The organism is Streptomyces iakyrus (assembly GCF_000717055.1).
Lineage (GTDB): Bacteria > Actinomycetota > Actinomycetes > Streptomycetales > Streptomycetaceae > Streptomyces > Streptomyces iakyrus.
Map to the genome: position 1 here is coordinate 106,935 of NZ_JNXI01000021.1, position 12,355 is coordinate 119,289.

15 protein-coding genes are annotated in these 12,355 nt (G+C 71.6%); 10 read left to right on the top strand and 5 right to left on the bottom strand.

Annotated features, from left to right (window positions below):
* Positions 1-22: 22 nt before the first annotated feature.
* Complete coding sequence (locus OO68_RS31110) at positions 23-967, top strand: helix-turn-helix domain-containing protein (protein WP_033312513.1); 945 nt, start codon at positions 23-25, stop codon at positions 965-967.
* A gap of 9 nt (positions 968-976) precedes the next feature.
* Here the strand turns inward: OO68_RS31110 and OO68_RS31115 are convergent, their stop codons facing one another.
* The gene (locus OO68_RS31115; RefSeq protein ID WP_033312514.1) at positions 977-1,630 is read right to left on the bottom strand and encodes a maltokinase N-terminal cap-like domain-containing protein; all 654 of its coding nucleotides are present in this window, start codon (positions 1,628-1,630) and stop codon (positions 977-979) included.
* Positions 1,631-1,761: 131 nt separating this feature from the next.
* On the opposite strand from OO68_RS31115, the gene OO68_RS31120 reads away from it, so the two are divergent.
* Positions 1,762-2,382 carry a dihydrofolate reductase family protein gene (locus OO68_RS31120; protein ID WP_033312515.1) on the top strand — a complete coding sequence of 207 codons (621 nt, stop codon included), beginning with the start codon at positions 1,762-1,764 and terminating at the stop codon, positions 2,380-2,382.
* Here the strand turns inward: OO68_RS31120 and OO68_RS31125 are convergent.
* The 3 genes from OO68_RS31125 to OO68_RS31135 are packed head-to-tail and all read right to left on the bottom strand — an operon-like array spanning position 2,364 to position 4,752.
* Entirely contained in the window at positions 2,364-2,651 is a 288-nt protein-coding gene (locus OO68_RS31125) for a hypothetical protein (RefSeq protein ID WP_033312516.1), read from the bottom strand. The genes OO68_RS31120 and OO68_RS31125 overlap by 19 nt on opposite strands.
* Positions 2,648-3,196: a sigma-70 family RNA polymerase sigma factor gene (locus OO68_RS31130; RefSeq protein WP_209442638.1), complete on the bottom strand. Its 549-nt coding sequence runs from the start codon at positions 3,194-3,196 to the stop codon at positions 2,648-2,650. The genes OO68_RS31125 and OO68_RS31130 overlap by 4 nt, the downstream gene beginning before the upstream one ends.
* Before the next feature lie 14 nt (positions 3,197-3,210).
* Positions 3,211-4,752, bottom strand: coding sequence for a sodium:solute symporter family protein (locus OO68_RS31135; protein ID WP_033312518.1), 1,542 nt, complete (start codon positions 4,750-4,752; stop codon positions 3,211-3,213).
* 227 nt (positions 4,753-4,979) lie between these two features.
* Here OO68_RS31135 and OO68_RS31140 point away from each other — a divergent pair, with 227 nt between their 5' ends.
* Positions 4,980-7,133 (top strand): carbon starvation CstA family protein, encoded by a 2,154-nt coding sequence (locus OO68_RS31140; RefSeq protein WP_033312519.1) that lies wholly within the window; start codon positions 4,980-4,982, stop codon positions 7,131-7,133.
* Positions 7,130-7,318, top strand: a complete 189-nt coding sequence (locus OO68_RS31145) for a CstA-like transporter-associated (seleno)protein (RefSeq protein WP_033312520.1) — start codon at positions 7,130-7,132, stop codon at positions 7,316-7,318. The genes OO68_RS31140 and OO68_RS31145 overlap by 4 nt, the downstream gene beginning before the upstream one ends.
* Before the next feature lie 25 nt (positions 7,319-7,343).
* On the opposite strand, the gene OO68_RS43200 is transcribed toward OO68_RS31145, so the two are convergent.
* Complete coding sequence (locus OO68_RS43200; protein ID WP_051814872.1) at positions 7,344-8,027, bottom strand: acetoacetate decarboxylase family protein; 684 nt, start codon at positions 8,025-8,027, stop codon at positions 7,344-7,346.
* Between the two features lie 187 nt (positions 8,028-8,214).
* Between OO68_RS43200 and OO68_RS31155 the strand changes: the two genes are divergently transcribed.
* From OO68_RS31155 to OO68_RS31170, 6 genes are all read left to right on the top strand, one after another.
* On the top strand, positions 8,215-9,159 hold the full coding sequence (locus tag OO68_RS31155) for a helix-turn-helix domain-containing protein (protein ID WP_033312521.1): 945 nt from the start codon (positions 8,215-8,217) through the stop codon (positions 9,157-9,159).
* Between the two features lie 192 nt (positions 9,160-9,351).
* Positions 9,352-10,401 carry a TerC family protein gene (locus OO68_RS31160; RefSeq protein ID WP_051814873.1) on the top strand — a complete coding sequence of 350 codons (1,050 nt, stop codon included), beginning with the start codon at positions 9,352-9,354 and terminating at the stop codon, positions 10,399-10,401.
* A 103-nt stretch (positions 10,402-10,504) separates the two neighbouring features.
* Positions 10,505-10,741 carry a hypothetical protein gene (locus OO68_RS44510; protein WP_078625562.1) on the top strand — a complete coding sequence of 79 codons (237 nt, stop codon included), beginning with the start codon at positions 10,505-10,507 and terminating at the stop codon, positions 10,739-10,741.
* Positions 10,742-10,759: 18 nt separating this feature from the next.
* Positions 10,760-10,891, top strand: a complete 132-nt coding sequence (locus OO68_RS48350; protein WP_280922549.1) for a hypothetical protein — start codon at positions 10,760-10,762, stop codon at positions 10,889-10,891.
* Positions 10,892-11,242: 351 nt separating this feature from the next.
* Positions 11,243-11,671, top strand: coding sequence for a hypothetical protein (locus tag OO68_RS31165; RefSeq protein ID WP_033312522.1), 429 nt, complete (start codon positions 11,243-11,245; stop codon positions 11,669-11,671).
* On the top strand, positions 11,668-12,355 hold a 688-nt coding region (locus OO68_RS31170; protein ID WP_051814874.1), incomplete at its 3' end, for a hypothetical protein. The genes OO68_RS31165 and OO68_RS31170, both read left to right, overlap by 4 nt.

Consider the following 12,355-nt stretch of genomic DNA (forward strand, 5'->3'; position numbering starts at 1 on the left):
CATGCCCCGTACAATTACGGACATGACCACTGTCGCGCTGGCCGCCACCGACGGGATGCTGCACTTCGAACTGGCCCTGGCACACGAGGTGTTCGCCGCAGCCCCGGCCGGGGTGACAGGCCCCTGGTACGACCTCACCGTCTGCGGTCCGGCCGCCGTGCACATCGGCCGCTTCCGGCTGGAACCCGACGCCGGCCTCGAACGGCTTTGCCACGCCGGCACCGTGATCGTCCCCGGCTGGGCTGACGTCGACGAGGACCCGCCCGCCGACCTGGTCGACGCGGTGCGCGAGGCCCACGAGGCGGGCGCCCGGGTCGTCTCCCTGTGCACGGGCGCGTTCGTACTGGCCGCGGCAGGGCTTCTCGACGGGCTGCGCGCCACCACGCACTGGGCGCACACCGATGAACTGGCCGCCCGTCACCCCCTGGTGGAGGTCGACCCGGACGTGCTGTACGTGGACAACGGCAGGGTGCTCACCTCCGCCGGCAAGGCCGCCGCGCTGGACCTGTGCCTGCACCTCGTCCGTCTCGACCTGGGCTCGTCGGTCGCCAACGCCGTCGCCCGCCGCCTGGTCGTACCCCCGCACCGGGCAGGCGGCCAGGCCCAGTTCGTCGCCGCCCCGGTGCCCGAGCGGGACGACCATCCGCTCGCCGCCCTGTTCCCCTGGATCATCGAGCGGCTCGACCAGCCGCTGACCGTGGAGGACCTGGCCCGCCGGGCCGGAATGAGCTCCCGTCACCTGGGCCGGCACTTCAGGGCGGTGACCGGCACGACCCCTCTGCAGTGGCTGCTGACCCAGCGCATCCGGCACGCCCAGGAACTGCTGGAGAAGACCGACGACAGCGTCGACACCATCGCGGCGGCCACCGGCATGGGGACCGCCACGACGCTGCGGCGCCACTTCAACCGCACGGTCGGCGTGCCCCCGGACACGTACCGCAGGACGTTCCGCTCGCGGACCCGCTGATCCCGGGAGCTACGCCCGGCCGCCGCCGTGCAGGACGGCGAACGCCCCTTGCGCACGGGTGCCGTCCGGCGCCGCCCAGGAGCCGGTGACGTGGCCGATCGCCCCCTGCGGAGGCACGAACAGGCCGTCCGCAACGGGCTCAAGGGCCCGGCGCAAGCGGAGGACCGGGCCCTGCGGCGTGGTCAGCGCGGTGCCTTCCCGGTCGTCGGTGACGGTGAGGTCCGTGAGGAGACCTTCTTCGGTGCGGGAGACGACGACCTCCTGAGCGGGGGTGTCGCTGACGTCCTGGTCCTGGGCCTGCGCCCGCCCCTCGATCAGGGCCGTCAACCGGGCGACCAGCACGGGATCATGACAGCCGTCGTAGGCCCAGCGCTGCCCCAGCACCCCGTGCTCCATCGTGCCGACGAGGGCGTGCTCCGCCCCTTCGAGCGGGGCACCGCGATAGGCCAGAGGCACCAGGTACGCGACCGGCTCAGGGCCGAAGGCGTCGGTGACCACCATGAACTCGATCCCCACCTCGCCCTGCGGATCGTCGAGCCGGAAGCCGCCCGCCTTGGCCAGCTGAGGTTCCCCCGTGCCGCGATACCACGGACGGGACGGCAGCCAGGCGGTGAGCAGTTCCAGTTTGGTCGGCTTCAGGGTGGTGTGGTGGATGACGGCCATGCCGAGGGTTCCCTTCCGATGCGTCGTACGGGCGATCACACTTTCGCATCCGCGCGGCGCGTGCGGGGTTCCCAGGGACGGGAGTTCGTGCGCGTAGGTTCTGACACCGGAACGCCACGAGGAGGACGGTCATGACCACATCGACGGGCAGGGTGGTGTGCGACATCACGATCTCGGCCGACGGCTACTCGGCCGGGCTCGGCCAGACGGAGGAGCGACCGTTCGGGGACGACGGCGGTGACGGCTCGGGTGAACAGCTGCACGCCTGGATGTTCCGCACACCCGACGAGAACCGGGCCGAGATCGACCGGCTGAACACAGCCGGGGCGTTCATCATGGGACGCAACATGTTCGGGCCGGTGCGCGGCGCGTGGGACCGGCCGTGGAACGGCTGGTGGGGTGGCGATCCGCCGTTCCACGCGCCGGTGTTCGTACTCACCCACCACCCGCGCGAGCCGCAGCCGATGGCGGGCGGCACCACGTACCACTTTGTCACCGACGGCATCGGCACAGCGCTGGCCCGGGCACGCGAGGCGGCCGGGGACGGCGGCGTCACCGTGCTCGGCGGCGCGACCACCGTCAACCAGTATCTCGCCGCCGGCCTGATCGAGGAGCTGCGGCTGCACATCGCGCCCCTCACGCTCGGCGCCGGCACGCGGCTGTTCGAGGGCGTCCCTCCGCTGAGACTGGAGCAGGTGACCTCGCGGGCGGCGAGCGGGATCACGCACCTGACCTACCGCGTGCCGGCCTGAACGTCCGGGAGGCCTGCGTTCGGAAGACCCGAGAAAATCACTCCCGGGTCGGACGAAGCCTCGTTCAGCACCCACAAACCGATCAGTGTGGCAAGCGCGAACACGACGGTGACGAGCACCGCGAGGACGAGCCGGCGACGGCGTTCGCGGCGCAGCCACTCGCCGCGTGCCGTGCGGTAGGCGTCAGGGGCGGCGCGCACCCCGCCGGCCAGGGCGGCCAGGGCCTCGGTCAGCTCCCGCTCCGTGCGGTCCGGATCGGTGTGGTTCATCGCCGGGCCTCCATCGCCTGGGTCAGCGCGGCCAGACCGCGCGCCGTGTGTGTCTTCACCGAACCGGAGGAGATGCCCATCGCGGCGGCGATCTCGCCCTCCTTCAGCCCGAGCCAGTGCCGCAGCACCAGCGCCTCGCGCTGCCGGGCGGGCAACTGCTGCAACGCGTCGATCAGGACGCGCTGGTCGTCGCGGAGCAGCGCCGCGCTCTCGGCGGACACGACGGTCTCCTCCGGCGGACTCTCCACGTGTTTGCGGGCGACCTGGAGGTGCCGGATCCGCATGCGGGTCAGATTGCACACCGTGGAGCGCAGATACGCCTCCGCCGCCTCGGTGTCCCTCAGGCGCCGCCACTTCCGGTAGATCTGGTAGTACGCCTCGGCCACCACGTTCTCCGGGTCGTCAGCGCCCAGCAGCACAGCCAGGCGCAGCATCGACGCGTAGTGCAGCTCGAAGAGCCCAGCGAGTCCGGCCTCGCGCTCCCGTTCCGCCGGGTCGGCCGGCGCGGGCGACAGCGCCTCGACGTCGGGCTCCGGCACCGGTATCGGGTGTCTGTGTCTCACTGCTGGTTCGCTCCCGTCTCCGGACGCCGCCTGACGGTCAGGCGGGACGGCAGGTCGGTCAGGTCGGCGCCGCGCGGGACGCCGAGACGTTCGAGTACGGCCGTGCCGGCCACCGCGACGATCAGGTTGAGCAGCAGGGCGGCGAGTCCGGCGTAGATCGCCGGCGGCCCGGAACCGAAGCCCACGATGGACGAGAAGCCCTCGCGGACGACCAGGTACGTCCCGGCCACCATGCCCGCCGCCCACCCGGCGAGCAGCGCCCGGGGATGCAGCCGGCCGGTGTACAGGCCGACGGCGACGGCGGGGAAGATCTGCAGGATCCAGACCCCGCCGAGCAGCTGGAGGTTGATGGCGTCCTGGTCGCGCAGCCCGAAGACGAACGCGACCGCCCCGGCCTTCGCGATGAGCGAGACGGCCTTGGCGATGCGGACCTGCCGTTTGGGGGTGGCCGTCGGATGCACGTACTCGACGTACACGTTGCGCACGAAGCTGGTGGCGGCCGCGATCGACATCACCGCCGCCGGGACCAGCGCCCCGACGGTGATCGCGCCGAACACCAGCCCGGCCAGCGGCCCCGGCATCAGCCGGTCGACCAGCATCGGCACCGCCGCCTCCGCCCCGCCCTCCGGTGCCCGTACCCCGGCCGCGAGCGCCGCGAAGCCGAGGACGCCGAAGAGCGCGAGCAGTCCCGTCCAGGCGGGCAGCGCCACCGCGACCTTGCGCAGGGTGCGCGGCCCGTCGGCGGCGAACCCCGCCGTCAGCACATGCGGGTACATCAGCAGGGCGAGCGCCGAACCGAGCGCGAGGGTGGCATAGGCGGGCTGCTGGGCCGGGGTCAGCGCCAGCGCGTCGCCGCCGAGCCGCCGGGCCGCTCCGTCGAAGACGGCACCCGGACCGCCGAGCCGCTCCAGGACCAGCCAGGTGACCGCGGTGAGCGACACGAAGACGGCCACCGCCTTCAGCGCCGCGATCACGGTGGGTGCCCGCAGCCCGTGCCGGTACGTCGCCACGGCGAGTCCCGCGAACAGCGCCACCATCACCAGATCCCCGGCGGCACCGCGCGGATACACCCCGCCGGCCGTCAGCACGGCGCGTATACCGAGCAGCTGGAGCGCCAGATAGGGCATGGTCGCGAGGATCCCGGTCAACGCGACCACCAGGGCGAGCGGCGGTGACCCGTACCGTCCGCGGACGAAATCGGCGACGGTGATGTATCCATGGGCCCGGGCCACGGTCCACAGCCGGCCGAGCAGCACGAAAGCGAGCGGGCAGACGATCACCGTGTACGGCACGGCGAAGAACGCCGCGGCGCCGTTGCCGTACGCCAGCCCCGGCACGGCGGTGAAGGTGTACGCGGTGAAGATCGTGCCGCCCAGCAGGAACCAGGTCCACAGCGGGCCCAGGCTGCGGTCCGCCAGCGCCCACCCCTCCAGGGACGGCAGCCGGCCGCTGGGCCGTAGGCGCCGCGCGGTGACGGCGAGCAGCGACGCACCGCCGATCACGGCGAGGAACGTCGCGGTCATGGTGCCGTCGGCCATGGGTCACCGTCCTTGGTGTGCCTGATCCCTCGCGCAAGAGTTGCGCGGCGGCCCGGATCGGAGGACACGGAACCGGCGGAAAATCCTCTGGAAATTCGCTGTCAACCGGTTCCGGGGGGTGGGCAACTCTTGCACAGACCCCCAGCGAGCGGGAGAGCCGCCGCTTCGCTGATCCCCGGGCACCTCGGGTCACGAGGTGCCCCGCACCGCCCTGGTGAGGAGCCGCCATGCCTGCGTCCACCCTGCCCGAATCCGGCCTGCCCGCGCCCGAAAAGTCGCGTATATCACTCCGATCCGCCCTGCTGTGGACCGGCGTCGCCCTGCTCGGAGCCGTCGCCTGGGGCGTCCTCGCGCTCGCCCGGGGCGAGAAGATCTCCGCGGTCTGGCTGGTGGTCGCCGCGCTCGGCTCCTACGCCATCGCCTACCGCTTCTACGCCCGCTTCATCGCCCGCCGGGTGCTCCGGCCGGACGACCGCCGGGCCACGCCCGCCGAGCGCCTTGAGGACGGCGTCGACTTCCAGCCGACCGATCGCCGGGTGCTGCTCGGCCACCACTTCGCCGCGATCGCCGGCGCCGGGCCCCTGGTGGGACCGGTTCTCGCGGCCCAGATGGGCTATCTCCCGGGCACGCTGTGGATCGTCGCCGGGGTGATCTTCGCCGGAGCGGTGCAGGACATGGTGGTGCTGTTCCTGTCGATGCGCCGGGACGGCACGTCACTGGGCCAGATGGCCCGTGACGAGATCGGCCGGGCGGGCGGGGTGGCCGCCCTGGTCGCGGTGTTCGCCATCATGATCATCCTGCTCGGTGTGCTGGCCCTGGTGGTCGTGAACGCCCTGGCCCACTCCCCGTGGGGCACGTTCTCCGTCGCGATGACCATCCCCATCGCCCTCTTCATGGGCTTCTGGATGCACCGCGTCCGTCCGGGCCGGGTCGTCGAGACCAGCCTCATCGGCGTGGCGCTGCTGCTCCTGGCGATCGTCGGCGGCGGCTGGGTGCAGAACTCCTCCCTCGCCGGCACGTTCACCCTCAGCCCCACCACCCTGGTCTTCTGCCTGATCGGCTACGGCTTCGTCGCCTCCGTGCTGCCGGTGTGGATGCTGCTCGCGCCGCGCGACTACCTCTCCACCTTCATGAAGATCGGCACCATCGCCCTGCTCGCGGTGGGCGTGATCGTGGCCGCGCCCGTGCTCCGGGCCGACGCGGTGAGCGACTTCGCGACTTCGGGAACGGGCCCGGTCTTCGCCGGGGCGCTGTTCCCCTTCCTCTTCATCACCATCGCCTGCGGCGCGCTGTCCGGCTTCCACGCCCTGGTCTCCTCCGGAACGACCCCGAAGCTGATCCAGAAGGAGTCCCAGGTCCGGCTGATCGGCTACGGCGCGATGCTGATGGAGTCGTTCGTCGCGATCATGGCGCTGATCGCCGCGGCGACGCTGGAACCGGGTCTGTACTACGCGATGAACGCACCGGCCGGTCTCCTGGGCGCGACCGCCGAGTCCGCGTCCCACGCGGTGGCGGGCCTCGGCTTCACCATCACCCCCGATCAGCTCACCCAGGCGGCGAAGGCGGTCGAGGAACACACCCTGATCGCCCGCTCCGGCGGCGCCCCGACCCTCGCGGTCGGCATGTCGGAGATCTTCTCCGAGGTCTTCGGCGGGTCCGCCATGAAGGCCTTCTGGTACCACTTTGCGATCATGTTCGAGGCGCTGTTCATCCTGACCACGGTGGACGCCGGCACCCGCGTCGGCCGCTTCATGCTCCAGGACATGCTCGGCAACGTCTGGAAGCCCATCGGCCGGGTCAACTGGAAGCCCGGCATCTGGCTGTGCAGCGGCCTGGTCGTCGCCGCCTGGGGCTACTTCCTCTACACCGGCGCCACCGACCCGCTCGGCGGAATCAACCAGCTCTTCCCGCTCTTCGGCATCGCCAACCAGCTGCTCGCCGCCATCGCCCTCGCCGTCTGCACCACCGTCCTCGTCAAGTCCGGGCGGCTGCGCTGGGCCTGGGTGACCGGCGTTCCTCTCGCCTGGGTCACGGCGGTCACCTTCACCGCCGGCTGGCAGAAGGTGTTCTCCACCGACCCGAAGATCGGCTTCTTCGCCCAACGGGCCCACTACGCCGACGCCCTGGACGCCGGGCAGATTCTCGCCCCCGCCAAGACGACCGCCGACATGCACACCGTGGTCACCAACTCCACAGTCGACGGTGTCCTCATCGCCCTCTTCCTGCTCCTGGTCGCCGTGGTGATCGGCAACGCGGCGGTGGTCTGCGTGCGGGCGATACGGTCCGAGACGCCGCTGCCGACCACCGAGGCCGCGTACGTCGAGTCCCGCATCGAGGCGCCCGGCGACCCCGTCGAGCCCCTGGCCGGAGCCCGCTCGTGAGGATCCGGCACTGGGCGCGGGCGGTGCGCTGGTATCTGCGCGAGCTGACCGGCGAGGCCGCGTACGACCGCCACTGCGAGCGGCACCGACGCCACCACCCGCTGGCCCCGGTGCCCACCCGCCGGGAGTACCAGGTGCTGCGCACCCGGCATCAGGAGGCCCGCACCCACAGCCGCTGCTGCTGAGCGGCACCCGCGGCACCGCGCGCGCTCACCTGCCCACGGTGCCGCGGAAGTCGCGGACGGCGAAGGTGAGGAGCGGCCGGTGCCGGGCGAGGACGGACAGCGCGGCGCTCGCACCGGGGGCAATTCCGGACTGCCGGCCCGCCGAGCCGTCGCGCAACTGCCCCCGGACGCCGGCCCCGGTCGTCACGCGGCTGCGGCCGAGGGCCGGCCGTCCGCTGATCCGCATGGGCACGCGGCACTCCGTACCGTCGGGCAGTCGCTGGACCAGGTGGGCGCGGGCAGGCAGCCGGAAGGGCAGCCGCAGCATGTCCCGGTAGGTGACGCGGACCGGCGGAATGCCGTCGGCGGTCAGCTCGCCCCGGCCGCCCCGGCCGTCCGCGCCGAGCGCGATCACGCCCTGCTCCTTCGGGATGCCCCACAGGGCGCGTCCCCCGGCCAGGGAGCGCTCGTCGTCGACCCAGGCGGCCACGGTGCTGCCGGCGAGGCCCCGGCCGTGGCGAACGGCCAGGGCGATCAGGAACTCGCGGTAGGCGAGGACGCCGCCGGGCCGGTAGTCCACCCAGAAGGTCAGCACGGTGGCACGGCGCCGCACCACCCAGGGACGGACCCCTCCCGGCAGGGGCCAGGGCGGCAGATCGTCCGCCGGGACGCGCCACAGCGAGACGACCATGTCGCCGGTGAGGTGCCACGGCGACGGAGGAAAGGGCACGGCTGGTTGTCCCACGACGTGATGACCGACTTCCTCGGCTCGGGCTCGTACGGCCGATTGTTCCATCGGAGACGGTCCGGGCCAGCGGCGTCGATGCCCTCCGGCGAGTCAGTCCGACGCGGTCCGCCCAGGGACTCCGTGTCGGTTGCTTGAGTCTCCAGCCGCTGGAAGGTCCAGGATCTCGTCCATGGACCACGAAAGCCCCGACCTGCTCACCATCGGCCGGCTCGCGCATCGCACCGGACTTCCGGTGCGGACCCTGCGCTTCTGGTCGGACGAGGGAGCGGTACCGCCCGTGGCCCGCTCCGCGAGCGGTTACCGGCTGTACGACGCCGGGTCCGTGGCCCGCGTCGAGCTGGTCCGCACCCTGCGGGAGCTGGGCTTCGGGCTCGACGACGTGTGCCGGGTACTGAGTGGCCGGACCACGGTCGCCGAGGTCGCCGACGCGCACGTGGCCGCGCTCGACGCGCAGATCCGCTCGCTCAAGGTGAGCAGGGCCGTCCTGTCCACTGTGGCGACCCGTGGCTCCACTGCTGAGGAGACAGCACTGATGAACCGACTGGCGCGGCTTTCCGCCGCCGAACGCAAGCAGATCGTCGACGAGTTCAAGGAGGAGGTCTTCGGCGATCTCGACATCGAGCCGTGCCTGCGCGACCGCCTGCACACCCTCAGCGTCGAACTGCCGGACGATCCCACTCCCGATCAGGTCGACGCCTGGATCGAACTGGCCGAGCTGGTGCTGGACCCCGGCTTTCGCGTCCGCTTTCGCACCTGGATGCAGCTCAACACGCCCGCACCGGGCCGGCATCGTCCCTCCGGGGCGTCCATCTGGTGGGCCCGGCAGATCGTGCAGACCGTCGCGGAGATCAGAGAACGTGGGGTCGCCCCCGAGGGACCGGAGGCGGCCGAGGCGGTGTGCGAACTCTTCGGCGACGCCGAACGGACCGGCGCGCTGCGAAGCCTGGAGGCGGGGATCGAGGCAGGGGTCGAGCACTATCGCAGGCTGGTCGCCCGCGTGCGCGGGCAGGAGTCGTCGCCCGACGCGACCGAGGACCTGGAGTGGCTGGCGCGGGCCCTGCATGCCGCAGACCGGGCAAGTGGTCGGCACGAGTCCGGACAGAACCCGGCGTAGGCGGCCCGAACATGCCGTGAACCCGCAACGCAGCAGGTCAGCTGCCACTCGGGCGACGGCACCCTCGGTGGCGCAGGCCCGTCGAGCCACCCGGCCAGGGCCCCGGCCGCGCATCCGCACTGGGCGACAACCGGCGAGGTGTGGCCCAGACTCGAAGGGAGACTGCCCGAGCGCGTCCGAGGGGCCGGGCCCATGTATGACGTTCCGTTCTGGTTGTGGGCGGTGTTCGCCGTCACCGTGCTGGTGTCGCTTGCGGTCGATCTGCTGGCACACCGGCAGGCTCATGTGATCGGCTTCCGTGAGGCCGCCGCGTGGAGCGGGGTGTGGGTGGGACTGGCGATCGTCTTCGGTGTCGTGGTGTATCTCGTGGTCGGCACCACGGCCGGGGTCGAGTACACGACCGCCTGGCTGCTGGAAAAGAGCCTGTCCGTCGACAACCTCTTCGTCTTCGCGCTGATCTTCGGCTACTTCCAGGTGCCGCGCGCCTACCAGCACCGCGTGCTGTTTCTCGGCGTCCTGGGCGCCCTCGTCTTCCGCGGCGTCTTCCTGGCCGCGGGCGTGGCGGTGGTCAGCCGCTTCACGGCCGTGCTGTTCGTCTTCGCCGCCATCCTCTTCTGGAGCACCTACAAGATCCTCAAGGGCGAGGAGGAGAGCTTCGACCCCGGCAAGAGCCTGGCCGTGCGACTGCTCCGCAAGGTCGTACCGGTGCGGGACGAGTACGCCGGGCCGCACTTCTTCGTCAAGGAGGCCGGGCGGCGGGTCGCCACCCCGCTCCTGGCCGTCGTAGCCGCGATCGAGGCCGCCGACCTCGTCTTCGCCGTCGACAGCGTGCCGGCCGTGCTGGCCGTCAGCAGCGACGCCTTCATCGTCTACACCAGCAACGCCTTCGCCATCCTCGGCCTCCGCGCCCTGTACTTCATGCTGGCGGGGCTGCTCGACCGGTTCCACTACCTCAGCACGGGCCTGGCGGTCATCCTCGCCTTCATCGGCGTCAAGCTCATCCTCCAGGCCACCCACGAGACGATCAGCACCGCCGTTCCCGAAATACCCTCGCCCATCAGCCTCGCCGTCATCGCCACCGTCCTGGCCGTCTCCGTCGCGCTCAGCATGCTGCGACCACCGCTCGGCGATGCAGACGGCACGCAGTCCGCTCAGCCCGCCGAGCACGAGAGCTCGCCCCGGGGTGGCACCACCAAGATGCCGGCCCGCCAGGACCTCGATGAACCGCCCGACGTCAGGTGACCCACCCACGGGACGACAAGCGGACCGCAGCGACTGGTTCAGCCCCGGAACGCCTTGCCAAAGCCACTCCAAATCTACACAAAGCAGCCGTAAAGTATCAGCTATGAGCACTGAGCAGAAACCACCGGCGACCACGCCGTCCACCTACGTCTGCCGCTCGTGCAAGCAGCCGGTGGATGCCGTGGTGGAACGACACAAGAGCATGGGCGTCTACGTCCCGCACTGGACCGCAGGCCCCTGCCACAATCCGCGATGTGACCACTGTGTACCGGAGCAGATACCGATCAGCTCGGTCCGCAGCAGTGTCTGGAAGGACGTCGCGGGCTGGACCGGCCACTGACCGGAGCCCGCTCTGCGAGTGATCATGCCGCCGCCCACCTGGCCGACCGACGTGCGGCCATTGCAGGCTGCGCGCGGCGCCGAGGCCGAACTCGACTACATCGCGGGCATCGACGACGCAGGCGTGATCCCTGCCCCGGCCCGGCCATGACTTCCGCCCAGGTCTTCGAAGACTGGCTCGACACCTGCGTGGAGCGCGTCTTCGGCCTCCACGTCACCATCGAGTAGGGCGCGCTTCTCAAACGCGGTTCCAGGGGATGCGGCCGATGCCGGTTCGCCCACAGTGCGGAGGGCGTCCTCGGCGGTGGTCATGACGGACGGCCGACTGTCCTGCGGATCCCCGCGATGCATCCTGCGCGCTTCCGATCAACCCCGTTCGCCCCCAGCCCGCTTCCCTGCACATTCCTTTGGAAAATGCCAAAGCGTTCACCTGGGCCAAGCACGGTGCGTAGTGTCGTGCTCACGTTCGCGGGAACGGCCGTGCAGGGGGAGGGGATTCGGCGTGCCCGGAATCGACGAGAGTCTGCTGGACGCCATGCGACTGCAAGGTGCTCGAGGGGCGTCGGTGGTCGATTGGATCAGTGGTCTTGCGCTGGGAGCAGTGGGTGACGCACCCGGTGGCGACGTGGAGGCGACGGCCGCGGAAACCGCCGAACTCGCCCGTCTCGCCACGGAGAGCGGAGCCCTCGCCCTGACCGGCAAGGGCCCGGGCGGGCCGCCCGACGACGACTCGGGCGGGCCGTCCGGCAAGGAGCCCCCCGTACAGGACCTGATCATCACGAACGCCGACTCGTACCACCTGCTCAGGTTCGTCACCACGACCTTCGACAGCACGGTGTTCGTGCACCTGTGGCTGGACCGTGACGAAGGAAACCTGGCCCTGGCCCGCATCCGGCTGGCCGAGATGGCGGACCGGCTGGTGCTCGGATGACCCCGCCGACCGGGACCCTGCACACCGGCGAACCCGCCTCGGCCCGGCTCGGCACCCTCGCCGAGCAGGGCGCGACCGGCGCCCTGTCCACCGAGACGGGGATCGTCTACCTCGCGGCGGGACAAGTCGTCCACGTCGAATCCGCCGTCACCCCCGACCTCGGCGACCTGCTCACCCACAGCGGCGCACTCGCCCCGGACGGCTGGTGGGAGGCGATCGACCAGGCCGGCCGCCGCTGCCGTGTCGGTCGGCAACTGGTCGACAGCGGCCACCTCGCCGCCGGCGCGCTGGAACTGTGCCACCTGGGCGCCCTCTTCGACGCGGCGTACTTCGTCCTCGCCCACGACGGACCGGCGCTCCGCTTCCGGCCCGGAGCCGCTCACTGGCTCGGCGCGGTCCGTTCCGTACCGGTGGACACCGTCCTGCGCGAGTCCAGACGCCGCCGCGAACTGCTGCACCGCATATGGCCCGAGCCCGCCGTCGACCGCGCGCCGCTCGCCCGGGTGCCCGGACCGGACGCCGCCGACCTGCCCGCCCGCCGCGGCCGGACCCTCGCCGAGGTCGACGGCATCCGCACCGCCCACCAGATCGCCACCGCCCTCGCCTGCCGCACCTTCCACACCCTCGTCGAGCTCCGCCGCCTCGCCGCCGCCGGGCTGGTCACCCCCGTGGCCCCCCTGGTCC